General features: G+C 38.9%; 23 protein-coding genes. 11 read left to right on the top strand and 12 right to left on the bottom strand.

The genetic code is table 11. The annotated features are described in order from the left end of the window. Positions 1-68: 68 nt before the first annotated feature. The 8 genes from CDG76_RS19965 to CDG76_RS19930 all read left to right on the top strand — a co-directional run bounded on the left by CDG76_RS19965 (position 69) and on the right by CDG76_RS19930 (position 6,871). The gene (locus CDG76_RS19965; RefSeq protein ID WP_094350683.1) at positions 69-896 is read left to right on the top strand and encodes a hypothetical protein; all 828 of its coding nucleotides are present in this window, start codon (positions 69-71) and stop codon (positions 894-896) included. Positions 897-1,028: 132 nt separating this feature from the next. Then, positions 1,029-2,078, top strand: coding sequence for a hypothetical protein (locus tag CDG76_RS19960; protein WP_094350682.1), 1,050 nt, complete (start codon positions 1,029-1,031; stop codon positions 2,076-2,078). Between the two features lie 92 nt (positions 2,079-2,170). Then, positions 2,171-2,992, top strand: coding sequence for a hypothetical protein (locus tag CDG76_RS19955; RefSeq protein WP_094350681.1), 822 nt, complete (start codon positions 2,171-2,173; stop codon positions 2,990-2,992). A gap of 43 nt (positions 2,993-3,035) precedes the next feature. Further along, positions 3,036-3,740, top strand: coding sequence for a hypothetical protein (locus CDG76_RS19950; RefSeq protein WP_094350680.1), 705 nt, complete (start codon positions 3,036-3,038; stop codon positions 3,738-3,740). After that, positions 3,737-5,350: a TrbI/VirB10 family protein gene (locus CDG76_RS19945; RefSeq protein WP_094350679.1), complete on the top strand. Its 1,614-nt coding sequence runs from the start codon at positions 3,737-3,739 to the stop codon at positions 5,348-5,350. Before CDG76_RS19950 ends, CDG76_RS19945 begins: the two co-directional genes overlap by 4 nt. 37 nt (positions 5,351-5,387) lie before the next feature. Next, the gene (locus tag CDG76_RS19940) at positions 5,388-5,960 is read left to right on the top strand and encodes a hypothetical protein (RefSeq protein WP_094350678.1); all 573 of its coding nucleotides are present in this window, start codon (positions 5,388-5,390) and stop codon (positions 5,958-5,960) included. A gap of 350 nt (positions 5,961-6,310) precedes the next feature. Then, positions 6,311-6,529, top strand: a complete 219-nt coding sequence (locus CDG76_RS19935; RefSeq protein ID WP_094350677.1) for a hypothetical protein — start codon at positions 6,311-6,313, stop codon at positions 6,527-6,529. An 84-nt stretch (positions 6,530-6,613) separates the two neighbouring features. Beyond that, a complete protein-coding gene (locus tag CDG76_RS19930; RefSeq protein ID WP_094350676.1) occupies positions 6,614-6,871 on the top strand; it encodes a hypothetical protein in 258 nt (85 codons plus the stop codon). Positions 6,872-6,950: 79 nt separating this feature from the next. Here the strand turns inward: CDG76_RS19930 and plsY are convergent, their stop codons facing one another. From plsY to CDG76_RS19910, 4 genes are all read right to left on the bottom strand, one after another. Then, positions 6,951-7,634 carry a glycerol-3-phosphate 1-O-acyltransferase PlsY gene (plsY, locus tag CDG76_RS19925; RefSeq protein WP_094350675.1) on the bottom strand — a complete coding sequence of 228 codons (684 nt, stop codon included), beginning with the start codon at positions 7,632-7,634 and terminating at the stop codon, positions 6,951-6,953. Positions 7,635-7,725: 91 nt separating this feature from the next. Next, a complete protein-coding gene (locus CDG76_RS19920) occupies positions 7,726-9,000 on the bottom strand; it encodes a DUF3086 domain-containing protein (RefSeq protein WP_094350674.1) in 1,275 nt (424 codons plus the stop codon). 158 nt (positions 9,001-9,158) lie between these two features. Next, on the bottom strand, positions 9,159-9,545 hold the full coding sequence (locus CDG76_RS19915) for a DUF3119 family protein (RefSeq protein ID WP_094350673.1): 387 nt from the start codon (positions 9,543-9,545) through the stop codon (positions 9,159-9,161). A gap of 127 nt (positions 9,546-9,672) precedes the next feature. Next, positions 9,673-10,467, bottom strand: coding sequence for an MlaE family lipid ABC transporter permease subunit (locus CDG76_RS19910; protein ID WP_094350672.1), 795 nt, complete (start codon positions 10,465-10,467; stop codon positions 9,673-9,675). A 448-nt stretch (positions 10,468-10,915) separates the two neighbouring features. On the opposite strand from CDG76_RS19910, the gene CDG76_RS19905 reads away from it, so the two are divergent. The 3 genes from CDG76_RS19905 to aroH all read left to right on the top strand — a co-directional run bounded on the left by CDG76_RS19905 (position 10,916) and on the right by aroH (position 13,136). Next, positions 10,916-11,212: a hypothetical protein gene (locus CDG76_RS19905; protein WP_094350671.1), complete on the top strand. Its 297-nt coding sequence runs from the start codon at positions 10,916-10,918 to the stop codon at positions 11,210-11,212. A gap of 544 nt (positions 11,213-11,756) precedes the next feature. Then, positions 11,757-12,578, top strand: coding sequence for a signal peptide peptidase SppA (gene sppA / locus CDG76_RS19900; protein WP_094350670.1), 822 nt, complete (start codon positions 11,757-11,759; stop codon positions 12,576-12,578). 147 nt (positions 12,579-12,725) lie between these two features. After that, complete coding sequence (gene aroH, locus CDG76_RS19895) at positions 12,726-13,136, top strand: chorismate mutase (RefSeq protein ID WP_094350669.1); 411 nt, start codon at positions 12,726-12,728, stop codon at positions 13,134-13,136. A gap of 16 nt (positions 13,137-13,152) precedes the next feature. On the opposite strand, the gene CDG76_RS19890 is transcribed toward aroH, so the two are convergent. The 8 genes from CDG76_RS19890 to CDG76_RS19855 form a co-directional block, all read right to left on the bottom strand. Then, positions 13,153-13,554, bottom strand: a complete 402-nt coding sequence (locus CDG76_RS19890; protein ID WP_094350668.1) for a type II toxin-antitoxin system VapC family toxin — start codon at positions 13,552-13,554, stop codon at positions 13,153-13,155. After that, positions 13,551-13,910: a CopG family transcriptional regulator gene (locus tag CDG76_RS19885; protein ID WP_094350667.1), complete on the bottom strand. Its 360-nt coding sequence runs from the start codon at positions 13,908-13,910 to the stop codon at positions 13,551-13,553. The genes CDG76_RS19890 and CDG76_RS19885 overlap by 4 nt, the downstream gene beginning before the upstream one ends. Before the next feature lie 122 nt (positions 13,911-14,032). Further along, positions 14,033-14,251: a type II toxin-antitoxin system HicA family toxin gene (locus CDG76_RS19880; RefSeq protein ID WP_094350666.1), complete on the bottom strand. Its 219-nt coding sequence runs from the start codon at positions 14,249-14,251 to the stop codon at positions 14,033-14,035. After that, positions 14,252-14,470 carry a type II toxin-antitoxin system HicB family antitoxin gene (locus CDG76_RS19875; RefSeq protein ID WP_094350665.1) on the bottom strand — a complete coding sequence of 73 codons (219 nt, stop codon included), beginning with the start codon at positions 14,468-14,470 and terminating at the stop codon, positions 14,252-14,254. A gap of 123 nt (positions 14,471-14,593) precedes the next feature. Then, the gene (locus tag CDG76_RS19870) at positions 14,594-14,971 is read right to left on the bottom strand and encodes a type II toxin-antitoxin system VapC family toxin (RefSeq protein ID WP_262984353.1); all 378 of its coding nucleotides are present in this window, start codon (positions 14,969-14,971) and stop codon (positions 14,594-14,596) included. A gap of 22 nt (positions 14,972-14,993) precedes the next feature. Next, the gene (locus CDG76_RS19865) at positions 14,994-15,254 is read right to left on the bottom strand and encodes a DUF2281 domain-containing protein (RefSeq protein WP_094350663.1); all 261 of its coding nucleotides are present in this window, start codon (positions 15,252-15,254) and stop codon (positions 14,994-14,996) included. Between the two features lie 134 nt (positions 15,255-15,388). Further along, complete coding sequence (locus CDG76_RS19860; protein WP_094350662.1) at positions 15,389-15,964, bottom strand: hypothetical protein; 576 nt, start codon at positions 15,962-15,964, stop codon at positions 15,389-15,391. Between the two features lie 155 nt (positions 15,965-16,119). Next, positions 16,120-17,367, bottom strand: a complete 1,248-nt coding sequence (locus CDG76_RS19855) for an ISL3 family transposase (protein WP_442946355.1) — start codon at positions 17,365-17,367, stop codon at positions 16,120-16,122. Positions 17,368-17,642 lie beyond the last annotated feature (275 nt).

Raw genomic sequence — 17,642 nt, 5'->3', positions numbered from 1 at the left:
GCACGGTTCCAAAACTAAATTTTTACCTCACTATATAATGTAGTCTACCTTTTTTCAGGCACAGATATATGCGAAAAACTACCATTTTTACTTTCACCTTGCTATCCCTGGCAATACTACCAGCTGTAGCACAAATTCAAACCGGCGGATTAGGTCAGGTTTGGACTGACTTCCAATCATATTCTAAAGATATGCAAGATTACTTTCAATATAATTTGAAGGATACCTTAAACCCTTTAGAACAAAGCCAGGGTCGAATTGCTATTGAGAATGCCAAGGGAGATTTGAAGATACCTAACCCCGTCGCTGCGGGACAAAAAATTCGTGATGATGTAATTAACTACTCTTATAATTCAGATGCAAAATCAAGTCGTTTTGAGAATAATTCAGCAGTGCGCGGAAATTTAGTTAGCAATGAACTTAATCGTATAATTACCCGTGGAGTAGCAATAGGTGTTCTTGGTAAAAATGGACAAATTCGGACAAAAACGAAGTTAGAAAATACTGAGAAAAGTCTGGAAGATATTGAGACATTAGCCCAGGCAACAGAGACTAGCAATGATGCATTTATCCAACAAATTAAAAACGGTATTAATGTAGCTGGAAAAACCGATCCAACAGTAAGTGCTATTTCTGGATTGGCAGAGTTGCTAGGTGTTAGTCAAGTCCAAATGATGAAAATTCAACAGGAACAAATAAAAATTGTCGCTGAAACATTTGCTCAGACATTACAAAATAATCAGGCTTTGCAATATTCCAACTTAAACTTAGCAAACATTTCTCAGCAATCAGAAGAGGCAAATCGCGCTCGGAGAGTAGAAACATCTACAGAAGCGGCGCGACTTTTGCGAGCGACTTCTCAACTAGATTTGTTTGGCAGAAAAGTTAATAAGTAGGATTTTAAGATAAAACAACTCTAAATATTTTAGATAATTTTAAAAATCCTTTAACTCTAAAAAAAGTTTAGGAGGGTGGGTTATTTTCCTAACGCACCTGGCAGAATCTAAAAAATAGCCCATCAACTCAAAATGCAACTTGCTATTAAACTAACTTTTGCCCAAGTAGGCATCGATCAGATTCTCGATACTGGTGCTGCAACTTCCCAAAGCATTGCCGAAGGTTGGGATAAACAATGGCTGGATTTATTACAAAATAACACCAGTAATAACTTGTATGGAGCGCTGACAAATCTGGGTATTTTTTTTGCTGTAGGAACCCTGTTATTTTTTATGATACAATTCCTCAAAGACTTAATATCCTACGAATACACCCGTCCCATATCAGCTTTAATTTGGCCTTTTATTGTGGTAGTACTCTTAAGTAATTCAGGCAATGGAAGTATACTGTCTAATCTGACGCTGGGAGTGCGGAATTTTTTAAACACTGTAAATCAGCAAGTAGTGGTATCAGCAGATGCAGATAAAATCTATCAGCAAGCACTGAATATGAGTGTTGCTGAAGAAGTAGCTGGTTCTTTGCTACGTCCTTGCCAATCGTTAACTGGCGAGCAACAAAGTCAATGTTTTGTGAAAGCTGCCGAAAAAGTTAATGTTCTCTGGCAGAGATATAGAAATACTTATGGAAATAAAAGCTGGATAAATAGACTACAAACTAAGGTAGATAATATCAGATATGGCACTGGCATTGTATCAGAAACCTCTTTTAATTCTCTGTTAGGTTCTACAGTCCAAACGAGCATCAAGAACTTTTTAGTTTCCTTACAATATGCCTTCCAGAATTTGATAGAAGCTACGATGTTGTTAATAGCAGCTTTAGGGCCAATAGCTGTAGGTGGATCTTTACTACCTGTAGCTGGTAAACCAATTTTTGCGTGGCTGACTGGATTTCTATCTATTGGAATCGCCAAAATTTCATTCAATATTATTGCTGTGCTGACTGCCGCAGTGATTGTCAATGGCCCAGGTCAAAATGCTAATGTCGATCCAGATTTAATGTGGTTCATAATTTTTCTGGGGATTTTAGCACCAATTTTATCTTTACTTGTGGCTGCTGCTGGTGGTTTTGCAGTCTTCAGCGCTATCAGCAGTACGGCTTCTTTAGTAAAAGAGAGGATATAGAAAATATAAAATTTTTGCAAGTGTTGTAAGTAGTCAGTATATGCAAAACATCATATATAATAGCTGAAGTTTTTGCAGGAGGAGGTGAGGAAATGGTGCGTTTACTAGAAAAAAGACAAAGAACGGGAAGTGTTTTGACGTTTTTTGCGATCGCAACCTTCAGTTTACATATATTAGTTTTATTTTTATTTTTATTACAAGGGCTAAATATTCGCCAACTCAGTTTGAGAAAACCTCCCAACTTTGTACAATTAATCAATGGCAAACCAGTAGCTAATATTGATGATTTAGCAAGAGAACCAGAAGCAATTCGCCAATTTATCAGCAAAACGATGATATCAATGTTTAGCTGGTCTGGAACCTTACCACCACAAAATATTGAAGAAGTCGCAACCCCCAAACCAGATTTAGGAATACTGATTAACACACCTCAAGGCGGTAGCCAAAAAATTACTACCAGCAGTTGGGTAGCTAGTTTTGCCTTATCAGAAGACTTTCGTAAAGGTTTCTTAAGCACAGTTGCAGAAATGACACCGCCAGAAGTTTTCTCGGAAAATCCCAACCAAGCGATGACATCACAACTAGTAATTAAGAGAGTTTATCCGCCAAAACAAATTGCACCAGGGAAGTGGCAAGTGGGTATGGTAGCCGACTTAGTTCAAAGAAATCGAGTTGGTGGTGCAAAACTTATAACTCCTTTTAATAAAGATTTCCTTGTACGTGCATCAGATTATTTCACTAATCCCCAAGCCGACAATAGCACCGACTTGCAAAAAGCAATTTATAGTGTCCGCGCTGATAGACTAGAAATTTATGAAATTCGTAACTTATGTTTGCTAGATGACTACAACCCGAACGAAGATAAATCAAAACAATGCGGAACTGGACAAACATCTGATAGTTTTATCAGATAATCGGTTTTTTATGTGAAGATAGTTCTTATACGATCATTTATTAATGCAATTACTCAAGCCAGAAAACAAGAAAAATAGTCCCTTACCTTTGTTGGCAGTAGGAACGTTTAGTTTGCATCTATTTACCTTGCTGTTACTAATATTTCACGGGTCTATGTTACAACAGTTAGGTCGACAACTCACACCTCAAAGTTTAGTGCAACTTGTTGATGGTCATGCTATAACCGTAGACCCCCAACCCAATTTAGAGCGGCAACCAGAGACGATTCGGCGCTTTGTGGGTGAAACCATGAGTTTAATGCTTACTTGGTCACAACAACAGCCACCAACACAAGTCTGGGAAATTACCTCCCAATTGGTAGCTGATGATTTTAAAGAAAAACTTAAGTCAGAAATTACTAATTTAAATCCAGATAGCCAATTTGAAAATGTTAATAGAGGAGCGGAGAATGTCTTAGTAATCCAAAAAATTTCTCAACCGAAAGAAATAAGTAATGGAACATGGAAAGTAGAGATACTTGCCAATCAATTAATTTTTAACAGTTATGATAAATTAGGGAAATCAGTTTCCTTTAATAAACAAATTTTAGTTAGAGCAATAGATCGACCTGTAACTTCACTACCAAATGCAGCACTACCGTCGCAGTTTGCAGCTTACCGCCTTGGAGAAGCCAGATTAGAAATTTATAATATATGTGAAATTAAAGATAATAATTGTTCTGGAAATCCAAACAAGGCTCTACCATGACCCGATACTCAATTCCTGCCCAAACGCCTCCCCAAAATGGATTTACTCTAACTACCGACGATCGCCAACCAGAAGTAGAATCTGTAGATTGGGAATCGCGGATGTCAAGGTTGGTCGGCTTTGAAGAAGAATCTTCTTCTAGTGACACCGAAGGATCGGAAGACTCTGCAACACCGCCAGAGCCTCTTTCTCAACCACAAGATGTTCAGACTAAGCAAGCACTCTCATCTAATCCCTTTGCCAAGTTAGGCTTGGTAGGGGCTGCTACCTTAGCGATCGTTTTAGTGGGTGGTGTGTTTTTGTCTCAGTTGATGAGTACCAGCAATCAAAAGCCAAAAACTATTGTTTCTCCACCAGTGCAAGAGCAGCCTACTGATGAATCCATATCTCAACAGATGGAAGCCCAAGTAGATACTCTCAAAACGAAATTAGCTCTGACTGAACAAGCACAGATGGTGAGAGCTGCCCAACAACAGCTGAGAATTGCCAAATCAACGCCGCCAGTAGCCTTACAACAACCCTCAGTTAGACAAAAAGTGATCCCAACACCCCCACCAACAGCTTACGTACCTCGGACAGTGACAGTTGAGCGCATCATTAGAATACCTGCTTCTCAACCTTCGCTATCGCCTCAGCCACCAGTTGTGAACCCCACTCAACCAGTAGTTAATGTAACTCCACCATCTCCACCAAGCCCATTTGAAGAGTGGTCAAGGTTAGCAAAGTTAGGTAGCTACGGTCAAGTCAATCCTAGCAATCAACCTACAAGTAACATAGCTACTTTGGAACCTGCAACCAATGCGCAGCCGCAGCAAGAGGCAAGAAATCCCGATGCTGAACAAACCCCACAACAGGAAAATCCTGCGGTCAGTCAAGCCCAACCGCAGGGACAGAAATCTGTAGCAGTTGGGAGTAGTGCCAAAGCTGTGTTGGCGACAGCAATATTTGGAGAAACTAGTAATAAGTCAGGTGGTGGTGGTGATGCAGATGAAGCGAAAAACGTATTTGTAATCCGATTGAGAGAACCACTAAAATCTACCGATGGTGCGATCGCTCTACCCGCAAACACCGAATTCCTAGCTGAAATTGGTTCGCTTTCCGAACAAGGTCTTTTGCAGATGAACGTAGTCAAGGTTATCTCGCAAAATAATGGCAACCCCACAGAACGAAGCTTACCCAACAATGCAATTATTCTTCGCGGTACCCAAGGTAAACCTTTAATCGCAAATAAATTTCCCGGTCAAAGTTCATCTATAGCCTCAATGGATGCAGGACTATTTGTTTTGGGAGGTATTGCTAAAGCAGCAGAGTTAGTAAATCGCCCTGATACAAAACTCGTGCCATATTCTATAACATCAACATCTTCCAACCCTACCGAAAACGACCCAAACAATACCAACACCAACACCTCCAGTGGTCTTGTTAGTGAGACTGACAACAGACGCAATCTTGCAGCTGCGGTTCTAGAAGGTGGTATGAACTCTGTAGTACCCCAAATTGCCCAACGTAATCAACAGGCGATCGCCCAAATGTCTCAACAAGGTGGTGTTTGGTTTTTGCCAGCAGGTACAAATATTGAAATATATGTTAATCAAGTAACTCAGTTTTAAGGGGTAATATTTATACCAATTTTAGATATTTGCAACCATGAAAAAGAATATTAAATTGTCAGGAAATAATCTAAAACGTTCTTATTTCCTACCTATAGCTTCCTTAATTTTCTCGGTTGCTATGTTCTGCTTGGTAGGTCGCGCCGTAGCTAATAACGCCGTTCTGCGTTCCATCTTTTCCTGTCAAGCACAAGGTTTAGGGGGACTTGTACCGACGGTTGATGTCTGGTATCAACAAGGAACAAACTTAAGTTTTATTCCGGCTGGAGAAATAATTAAAAAAGTTTGGTTAAATGACCCATCACAGGTAACTATGGATTTTGATGGGCCAGTATGTATGCAGTTTGGTCAAGAAGCTAATAGTAGTTCAGGAGATTGTAAAAACTCCTCAGCAAATGTAATTCAACTCAGACGAATTCAAAAACTGGATATTCCTGGACTTCCTCCCACTAGCAATACACTTTTAACAGTTGTTACCGAAGCGCAAGGTAAAAACAAGTTGTATACTTTTCGAGTGATATATAAAACAGATAATCCTGAATACCACACCTTAGCAGTTTTTCCCGATCCTTCTGGTCAGGAAGGAGCTTGTTCGAGAGTTTTACAATAAAGTTATAGCAAAATTACCCGATAGCCACAGAAATTTACCCTCGAGAAAAAGCGTTGACGCCTATGTATGTCTGCATTGTGGCCGATCAAAAGCCCTGCTATAATTCCCTACTTATAAAAAAGGGTTAGGGAAGATTTAAGTCTTTGGGCAGTTTTATTTCTTTACGTAGCACGGTTAAGATAAAGTGTGGACTAGTCTTATAGTTCAATCAATTGAAAAACGCTATAACTTAAGAGATTTAACTGACTCAGGCATTTTTAGCCTACATCTTTATAAATCTTCAGACAAAAACTAACCACAAATTCCAAAATCGTGTAAATATAAAGAAAAGCTTAAGAGGTTACAGGCTCATGGTGACAGCGAAAATGATGCAACAGCTTTGGGCTGTAATCGAGTCTACCCAGGTCAACACCCTGCTCCAGTTTGACGATGCTGCTTTAGTACAATTGCTTCTCCAGCAGTTAAAAGCCAAGCAGGGGCTTGATGCTCAGTCAGATAGCACCCTCAATACCTATATAAAATCTAAACTGCCCCTAATTCGTGATACGGCTGAAGGCCGATTATCTTGAGGGCAAGGCGGCAATCATTAGTCCGAAAAATCGAATTATTGCTCGCTGCCAAGCATACGCTCAGAGTTCAAACAGTGGAATATTATGAATAACTGGCTAGTAATTGCCCTAGTAGCTTATCTAATTGGAGCAGCGATTGAAGGGGTGAGTGCAGCCAGTCAGCTATCTCATTCAATGCCAGAATTAGCTAAAAACACACAAGCTCATCCTTCAGAACATGACACTGGGCCTAGTTCAACTTGGAGAATTGTGGCCGCCATCGCCTCAGTCAGTATTTGTGGAGCTTTTTTGTGGCCTTGCCGCCTTTTCCACCGTTTAATTAAAGGCAATGTTCGTTCGTAAGCCTAAAACACTAATACATTAATACTATAACAAGCTCTCCCCTTCTGAGAGAAGAGTTTTGAGTTTGGCTCCCGATTACCTATGATGCAGTTTGTTCGGGTTCTGTCGCTACAGGTTGCCCAATTTTCGGCTCCGTTCCCGCAAACAGTCGTTCAATATTAGCGCGATGACGCAAAATCACATATAACCCACCAGCAATCCCAAACAGAATATAGGGTAAAGGTTGATGCAAAAGTACCATGAAAATGGAAACTGCGATCGCACCTGCAATTGAACTTAAAGAGACAATCCGCGATATCGCCACAACGACGGCAAATACACCCGCTGTTGCTAAACCTACCTGCCAACTCATTGCCAACAAAATCCCCAAGCTGATAGCAACAGATTTACCACCAGTAAAGCCTAAAAAAATTGATTTACTATGTCCCAGAATGGCAGCTAACCCAGATATTGTTACTAACCACGGTTGCCACAGTTGTGCATCTACCGTTGTAGGGATATAATTTTTAATTGGTTCAATGTTAAACAACCAATAAACTAGAGCGATCGCTAATACTCCCTTTAAGGAATCAAGTACTAAAACCAATGCTCCTGGCCCTTTGCCCAAGGTTCTTAATACATTAGTTGCGCCAGTAGAACCGGAACCAACTGCCCGAATATCAATACCTTTTAACTGTTTCACAGCAATGTAGCCAGTGGGAAAAGAACCCAGCAGGTAGGCTATGACCACAATTGCTCCACACAGAGTTAACCAAATAGCCATAATACAATTCAAAATTCAAAATTTAAAATTCAAAAAAGTCAAGAGTAATATCTCTTGACTAATGACCAATGACCAATGACCAATGACTCATTTAAAAGTCATCATCATAGTTTCTCATCATTTTGGGGTCAGGAGCAAAGGCTAACCATAGGGGAAATTGCAGCAGTGACAAACTGATTTGTTCTTCTGAATCGTCAATGATAATTAAGGGCAGTTGATTGGCTTTCGTCAATCGCTCTGCTTTTTGAGCGAGAGCGTCAGATGCCTCAAATAATACCACACCCCGGTCTGGGCCGAAATCTGGGCGACCGATTCCTAAACAATCTTGCAAGCCACGCCGCCATTCGCCTAATCGCTCCGGCGTATTAGCTAAGACTAAAGTACGGACGCGATCGCCATACAGCTTGTGTAATATCGAAATTGCAGCTGAGGCAATCAGAATATTCTGTAAGCGGCTACCCATTGTCCGCAAACCACCTCGTCCTCCTTGGGTAAAAAACCAGTTGGAGATTCGTTCAGCGTGGATTGGTTCAAAGGTACGGCGTAGTTGCCACGGTGGACCGTAGTAATCTGGTTTATTGCGGTATTGATCGATTAGGCGGCGAATTTGTTTTGTAGTATCTTGAAACTGCTGTTGGGCAAATTGGGGTATTCCAGGTTGGGGTTCGGCTGGTTTAGCCTCTTTGACAGGTGGTTTTTCTCGTTCTACCACACTTGGGGTCAGTTGCAACTGTTCAGCGGCAACAGCCAAATCTTGTAAACTACCCGTGAGATAGTCTTTAAAACCCTGCACCCGAATTGCCAAGTCTTGGGATGCACCAGCAAAAGTGGTTCGCATCTCATTGCGGATACGTTCTTGACGGCGTTCTAATTGTTCTACAGAAATTTGCAGGGTTTGTTTGCGTTGTTCTAACTGTACTAGCGACTCTTGCACGAGTCGCCCCAGTGAGGTTTGAGTTTCACTCACCTGTGTCTGAAGCTTTTCGTAAGAAGCTTGCAGTTTGGCTATTTCTAACTTGAGAGCTACTTCAGCACTCTGCAACTCTGCTATCCGCTGCTCTGCTTCTACATATAATGAATGATTTCCTGATTCTATTTCAGACCCCAAGGCGGCATTTTCCACTTCTAATTGCGCTACAAACTCGCCATTTGAATTTTCTGTTAGCTCTACTGTAGAATCTACCACTTCTGCATTGGAAATGAGTGGCTCAAAATTTGTGTAGTCCTCTGATGAGCTAATGGCTTTTGTGTCTACCACTGACTCAACTGATGGATTTACTGGATGTTCAACTGCATTGTTATCTTCTGGTTTTTCTGTCAACTGCTCATCAATTGGTTCTGGGGTTTGAGATGCCTCTGGGTTCATAAACAATAGTGTAATTCCTATGACGCGAATAAATAGCTTTCAGAAATATTACAATTGACCTGCCATAAAAGTCCTGAGCATGAGTGCTGAGTTCTGAGTCTATATCAAAACGACTCAGAACTCAGCACGGGCTAAACGCCCCGCTACCGCTAACAGCACTAAATACGCGGACAACGTTGTTCTAAGCAAGTTTTCAAGGTGTTGGGGTCAAATAAAATCGGCAAAAAGTGAATACTTTTAATTTCTTTAAAGTAAAACAAAATGGGGACTCTATTCCAAAATATCCGCCAGTTTTGCCATTCCTGGTAGGGAAAGCGCCGAATCAATTTTTCGCCTCTGTAAATATCTAAATCGGTAACGGTAAATTGCAAACGCAACGTTAACGCCTGAAACATGAGAAACAAACCAAACAGCGTAAAAACGGAGCCTACCCACGGTTGTACCAACAGTAGTGGAATCGCGGCAATCACCAACACTATGGGTATATTGTAACTAGGCTTGAGTTCCACAGTTGATGTGGAGTTAGAAGCAAATGAGCTGGTCACAGTTTTAAATCCTGCTTTGTTTAGTAGGCATCTCTCCTATTTTAGGAGTCAGGAGTTAGAAGTTAAGAGTTAGGAGTTAGGAGTGAAGAGTTTTAACTCATAACTCCTCACTCCTCACTTCTAACTTCTACAGCCCTATGAATGCACTGCCAGTCCCCTGAAACATTAACCAAGAAAGAAAGAAGTTGCTCACAAATATAATCAGCAAGGCAGTCACAACAGCAGTTGTAGTTGACTGTCCTACACCTTTAGCACCTCCTGTTGTCGTCAACCCCCAACTGCAACCAATTACAGCGATTAAAATCCCAAAACAACACGCCTTAATCATGGCGCTTAAAATATCCCAGATACCAAGAAAGTTACGGGCTGAGTCTAGAAATACTGTATCAGACAGGTTGTAGATATTTGTCGCAATGATGAATCCTCCGAACATCCCCGTTATCAAAGACAGGAGGGTTAAAATTGGTAACATTAAACAGCAAGCAATAACGCGGGGAATAACTAGATAATCGATTGGATCTGTTTTTAACATCAACATGGCATCGATTTGCTCTGAGACTCGCATGGTACCGATTTCTGCTGCAAAGGCAGAACCGACTCGTCCCGCCAAAACGACTGCTGTCAATACAGGAGAGAGTTCTCGTGTCAACGCTATAGAAAGCACTCCGCCGATAATGTTTCCTGCGCCAAAGTTGATAAATTCCCGCGCCACCTGAATGGTAAACACCGCACCAACGAAAATAGCCGTCAATAGGGCAATAAATAAGGAATCTGGCCCAACTGCTGCCATTTGTTCTAAGGTGTTACGCCGATGGATTTTGCCTCTCAATAGGTGAACTAGTACTTGCCCACCCAGAAAAATCGCTGCCAGCAAACGCTGACTCCATTCCCCTAAACTGGATTTGGATGTAGTCTGGTTCAATGTTCTGTAGCTAACTGGGTAACTGCCTTAAGAATAGCGGAAGTCATGGGAATGGGGAATGGGGGATGGTGAAGAGGGCAAGGGGACAAGGGGACAAGGGGAAAGACTTGTTGCAATTTCTCCCCTCTGCCCCTCTGCTCCCCACTTCCTCAAGAAGGCTAAATATTAACTTAGATTAAAGATGTTCTCAGAAAATGAAGCTGTTCTTAAACGTGCTGCAAAGCAATAAATAAGTAGTACACTTGGCTATAATCTCTATTATGCAAGGCTTTTGTAGATTTAAGTCTCTTTATATATCCCCAGCATAGGCTGTAACGGCTACCCCTTTATTTTAATGAAAACTTAAGATTTTTGACAGATTCGCTGCTCTGGGGCGATCGCTCGTATTGTAGAAAATGACAAACCGCTATCTTGCTTTTGTCATCTCTACTCACGGAGTTTGTCTGAAATGACTATTTTTACTAACTTTCTCCGCTCCCTACTACTTACAATCATTTTTAGTTTTGTCGTTCCCATGTTCCTGATTGGCGGCGGATTCCTTTTTCTATCCCTCATCGGTAACATCCCTGGCTTACAAGATTTAACCGAGGCGATCGCTACTGAGATTATGGATTTTCTCGCCACCTTCGGCAGTGGAACTCCCCTACGCGGATTATTTGTAATTAGCTTGACCTTTAGTTTCGTTGGGGCACTATTTGATATGTTTGTCTATTATCGGTATCAAATTTTACGTATAGATCCTTGAGTAGTGAAATTGCTTCATCAGCAGATTATTGGGCTGTAGAAGACAGGAAAAAGTGATATTTCCCAGAGTGAAAGTACTACTAATCTATAACCTAAATTGAGATTAGTGTTGCTGAATGAATTTGGATTAATTAAATTGAGTGTCGAAGTAATTAATTAAATATTTATATATTCATGAGTTATTAGTTATTAATTACTGACAACTAGTAAACGTGTGCGACCTTAGTAAAACCAGTCCTCAAACATTCAAAAAGCCAGAATAACAAGGCATTGAGAGCTTTTAATTTTGCAAAATAGCTAAAATAGTCTTTCTAAATCATCAGGTTAACGCTAAACTAGAGTTTGGCATTTTATGCTAGCTGTAATCTTTGAGGATTTGATTAGTATTAATCGAGAATATCAAATAAAACTCACTGAAAAATATAAAAATTTCCTTAAAATTCTGACGATCGCAATGCCTACTCATGTTTCTTAACAGAGGAAAGCAGGTCGTCTGACCGTCGGGGATCTTATATTGAATTTATTACGAGGTATGTTGACAGCTCATGGTTTGGCCGTTTAAGCCCAAGTTTAGAAAACAAATTGCGCGGATTGAAATTACTGGTGCGATCGCCAGTGCTACTCGCAAACGCGTCCTAGAAGCCCTGAAAACTGTAGAAGAAAAAAAGTTTCCGGCATTATTGCTACGTATCGATAGCCCTGGCGGTACAGTCGGAGATTCTCAAGAAATCTACAGTGCCCTGAAGCGTTTGCGCGAAAAAATCAAAATCGTCGCTAGCTTTGGCAATATTTCGGCTTCTGGAGGAGTCTACATCGGCGTGGGAGCCGAATACATCGTTGCCAACCCAGGTACAATTACGGGTAGCATTGGTGTGATTTTGCGTGGGAATAACTTAGAACGCTTGCTAGAAAAAATCGGTGTTTCCTTCCAGGTAATTAAGTCTGGCCCTTACAAAGACATTTTGGCTTTCGATCGGCAACTGACCGAACCAGAAGAACACATCCTGCAAGAGTTGATTGACACAAGTTATCAGCAGTTTGTCCAAACGGTAGCTGATGGCCGTTCTTTAACGGTAGAAGCTGTGAAAAGTTTTGCTGATGGTCGGATTTTTACTGGACAGCAAGCCCTAGCTTTGGGTGTTGTAGACCGCCTGGGCACAGAAGAAGATGCCCGTCGTTGGACAGCAGAACTGGTTGGTCTCGATCCAGAAAAAACTCTCTGCTATACCCTAGAAGAGCGTAAACCCTTATTGAGTCGCTTTATACCAGGAAGTCGTCAGTTTTCATCAGGAATTGGGGCCGGTATTGATTGGCTCGAATTTGAAATGTCTACTAGTGGTTTACCTCTGTGGTTATATCGACCCTGATATGAGTTAGGAGGAGCCAGTGCGGTCTTGGGGTTTCCCCAAGTGGAGCAACTGGCGTTTATGAGTGAGGAGTTATGAGTTAACAGTCTTAACTTCTCATTCTCAACTCCTAACTCCTCACTTTTGTGTTTTAAGGAGGATTTTGGCGTGGACTGGCAAATGCGGGCTATTCGCGGAGCAACAACCGCTTCAGAAAATACTGTTGAGACAATCCAAGAGGTAGTTACAGAACTACTAAATGAACTGGAAAACCGGAATCAATTCCAGCCCAAGGACATTATTAGTGTGACTTTTTCAGTGACACGCGATTTAGATGCAGTTTTTCCAGCTGCGATCGCAAGAGCGCGTCCTGGTTGGGATAATGTGGCCATGTTGGATGTGCAGCAAATGCACGTCGAAGGCAGCTTACAGCGCTGTATTCGCTTCTTAATCCACGCTTATCTGCCAGCCTCCGCCTCAATTCATCATATTTATTTACGCAACGCCGCTAGCTTGCGTCCCGACTGGAGTTTGCCTCAGATACAAGCATCACAGCAAGCAGTTAAGTCAAAAGTGTAAGAATACTTAATATTTTTTAAGATGAAATCCAGTTTTCCAACTGTAAATTAGAAATGCGGCTGTAGTGACGAGTGTTGTTTGTTACTAAAGTGTAATTTTCTGCAACTGCAACACTAGCAATTAGTAAATCAAATTCAGCAATAGTTTGTCCTATTCTACGGAGTTCTGCCTTTAATTCACCATACTTTCTAAGGGCAGGATCGGTTAAAGGTAGAACGGGTAAGTTTTGAATAAATTCTTCTGCATTACTTAAGTTTTCTGAAACTCGATTAGAATTGTATGCACCATAATAGAATTCAGCAGCAGTGATGACACAAATGCATACTTCATCCCATCCGACTGCTAATAATTTATCTCTGACTGACTGACGAGCATTAAGCCAATAAATACACGTATCAGTGTCGAGTAAATAGTTCACAAGCTATAATTGCGATCGCTTATAGTACGACTTGAATATATTTCATCAACAATTTCTTCTGCGGTGCGTGTGTCTTCCCAAGTTCCAAAGGTTTCTAAAAAAGCTTCTGATGTATGGGGTTTTGGCTGCTGCTCAGATGAGAGAATGATTTCATTTACTATCAATTGATTTGCTTCTGGGACTCCTAATTTTTTGGTTTCTTCTTTAGCTATAACCATAATTTGCATCAAGGTTATAGCCTGACGCAGAACATCACTTTTATTTGTGCCTATTTTATTTGCTAGTTCGTCTAATATCTGATTTAGTTCAGGTGACAAATCTAAGTTTAAGCGAACCATCTTTTGAGTGTTAGTCATGGTTCCATCCTTGTGTAAAATCTTAATTACATTATAGTTGGCTGAGGCTGCAAGATTGATCGCGATGATTCAAGAACTTCATAAAGTTATTTTGACTAATATAATGATGCTTTTCTCTGAGTTCATTTGTTTTCAAGGAATTCATCAACTGTAATTCCTGCCTGTCGAATCAAACTTCTAAGTAACCCAGGTGCTAATTCCCGATGATTGGGAATTGATAAAGTTGGTTTTGATTCACACCAAAGTATCATGTGGCTTCCTGTTTGGTGATCTAATATATAACCAAATTTTTCAAAAATCTTTACAGCTTCTTTACCAGAGATATTTGATAAACGTCCCATTTATACTACAACTTCCCCGATAAACACTTGCGATTCTTTAACAATATAAGGTTTGCCATGTTTAGCTTGAACGTGGAGATATCCCGTAATAGCATCTTTAATATTTTCAATTGCCTCATCTAGTGTTTTGCCTTGACTCACGCAACCTGGAAGTTCAGGAACTTCAGCAATATAGCCTTCATATTCTGAATCAAAGGTAAAAATTACTTGAAATTTCATAATAAATTAATCTTGGATAGTTGAGGTCTAAAATAAATATAACGCTCAAATCCTAAGTTTGTTACTTCATCCCATTGGTAGAAGAGAAAGTGCGCGATCGCGGCTGATAAATTTATAATTACTTCAAAATAGGATATTTTCAAAAGGATAACTTTGCTTCCAACAATAGGTATTAAAGTCACGCTGATCTACTGAAAAGATGCGTCCATGCCCTAAATGTTCTGCTAAAATTACTAAGGAAGCATCAGCCAAATCCATTGGAAGATCAGCATATTTTTTCATTAATTCAATAATTCGAGCAGTATGGTGAAGTTTAAAATTAAAAATCGTAAATAATTCTTCTTGCAGAGTATTTATAAAAATAATTTCAGCGTCAACTCCCTTGCGAGTTAGCAAAAGATAACAAGTTTCTGTGACAACAGACCATGTTGTAATTAAACGTTCATTATATTGTTTTAAAGCTTGTTTTGCTCTTTCGTGGTGAGTGTCTTTTTTATCAATAAGAGCTAACCAAAATCCTGTATCAACGATGATAATATTTATTATTTAATGTATTAGATAAAACTTCTTTATATGTGGTTGATAAATTTTCGTCAACAGAACAAGAACCAATTAATCCAATTTCATCAAACTTTTCATAGAGACTTTTTTCTTGACTATGACTTTCTGATTCTGATTGAGGATACCGCTTTTTGAGTAACTGAATAAAATCAAGTAGTAAGATTTGAGCTTCTTCTGGTAAAGTATCAATATCTCTATATATTTCTTCAAATTTTATAAGCATAATTAACTTCTAAGATTGAGGAAATTCTTCAGCATGACCTTATTATAGACTGCTTTTCAAGCGATCGCGGCTGATAAATTTATAATTTATAAAGGCATACAGCTAAATCAAGTTTTAAATTTTAAAGCAAATATTTATACAAAAAGTTTTAGTGGATGATTCATCTCTGTTATTTGATCTGGTAAATGCTCATGTTTTAACTTCTGCATCTCTTCTTTAAAAGTTTTCTGAACGATTTTGACGATTAAAGCTTCCAAATCTGCGACTGTCAAACCACTTAGAAGCTGATCTGATGAAGCTTGGAAGTTTTGCATAGAAAATATTTCTGTATCTTGCTGTATTAGCGTGACTGATGGTTTATTCTCTAGCTCAGAGTAATTTAATGATTCACTTTTAATCATATCTTCAGTTATTATAGGATTTTTTTGATTCCAATTTGACACAATTTCAAAATAACCTGCGGCATCTTCTAAACAATACTCAAACATATTTAATAAAATATCTATCCAACCGCTTTTTCGTAAAAATACTTTTCTGGGATTCTTACGAAAATAACTACCAACAATCTTTTTATTTACTTTAATTTCAAGGTGTTCAAACAAACCATTTAAACCTTTATAGCCATATAATTCTGAATAATCTCTAAAATCAAATAACTTTATTTCATTAACGTTTGAATGTATGGCTAGAGCTTTTGATCTATTTCTCAACGTTATCAGATCGCTATCTTTTATATTGAAGCCAATAAATATTTTATTTTTAAATCTTTCAATATCTTTTATGATTTCTTCAACAAGTTGATTTTCCTCAGATTCAAATTCTAAAAACTTAATTTTTATGGTTCTTCAGTACATAGTATGCTTAACTAATAGTTAAAATGCCAATTCAATAAGCATCTAACTCGGAAATTGTCAAAGTTTCTAAATCCATAACCGGAACGTTTAATCAACTTGATCTTGTTATTAATACCTTCCACAGCACCACTACTTGTCCCATTATCAAAGTAAGCAATTATCTCATCAAACCAACGGATAATAGTATTGTTACTCTTGGGAAAATATTTTTTAGCTTTCGATAACCACATACCGAGTTTAAAAACTCCCGGATACCAATTATCTGTCTTATTAAAAATCTTTCTAAATTTTTCTTTTAATTCATGCATTTCTTTTAAGACAGGAGATACATTCTTGACTTCAGAAAGTTTATTTATTTGCTCTTCATTTAAGTCTGACTCATTTTTAAGTAAAACGTACTTACTATTTTTTAATCCCGATAAAAGTTTTTCATATTCAGCTTTTTGTGCTGATAATTGCGCTTTTTTAATTAATTCTTCTAGACTCCGTTTCTCTCGTTTTCTCTGTGTATCTAATTCTTTATTAATCTGTGTCATTACATGAAATCTATCTGCTACTACTTGAGCATTGGGCATTAATTCTGTGACAACGTTTTTATAACCAACCCACAAATCTATACTCACTTCCTCAATTTGTTCTAAGACCTCATATCCCCATTCTAAAAGGGTTTCCTTCACTACTTCTTGCGTGCGCCCATTTAAAATAGTTACTAGCTTAGATGTATCTAAATCTATTAGTACGGCGCAGTAATTACCCTTGCCCTTAACCAGAGCTATCTCATCGATTCCAAGTCTTTTTATCAGAGAAGGTTTGTCATCAGATAATTCAAGCGAAGCGTCTTTTAACATTCTTTCTATTTCTTCTGTTGTCACTATCCCTTGATCAGCTACACTGTGGATATCGTTTTCTACTACCTCTTGTATTATCTTGTGTGCCAGCCGTTTTGTATAAGTTCTTTTCTGGCTCACGAAATCTAAATTCTCACTAAAGGGTTTTTTACATTCTTCGCATTTGAATTGTCTTCTATTTATTTCTAAAAATACTGGTTTCTCACCGAAAGGTAAATCTTTAACAATGTATCGATGATTTTGATGTAATCTATGGCTTTTTGTACCACAGCGAGGACAAGTACTGTATGATTTTATTGATTCTATTTGTAAAATCATTCCTATCCCGACATGAAGGCGATGTGATATAACTTTCACATCTTTTAAATCTAGAAGCTCTGTTAGTATTTTAATATTTTGTTTCCTGTTCATAACTGTAAATAGACAAAAAATACTTTTCTAGTACTTACAGTTAATAATGAATCTGCGTCCTAAGTCAATTATGTCAAAAGTTTTACTAAATATTTTATGCAATTCTTTATACTTTTTAACCTTCGCAGCTAATAATTTAGCATAGTAAGTACTGAAGAACCATTTTTATATATTGTTGCTTACTTGTTTTGAGAAGCCGAGTAATGGTGTATCCATATATTTTTTGTACTGCTTTTCCCTGTACCTGTAAATAATCCGGCCAAAATTCTAAGTCA

The sequence above is a fragment of the Nostoc sp. 'Peltigera membranacea cyanobiont' 210A genome, assembly GCF_002246015.1.
GTDB lineage: Bacteria > Cyanobacteriota > Cyanobacteriia > Cyanobacteriales > Nostocaceae > Nostoc.
The sequence above is the reverse complement of the archived record's forward strand: the minus strand, read 5'-3'. Positions and strand labels throughout refer to the sequence as shown.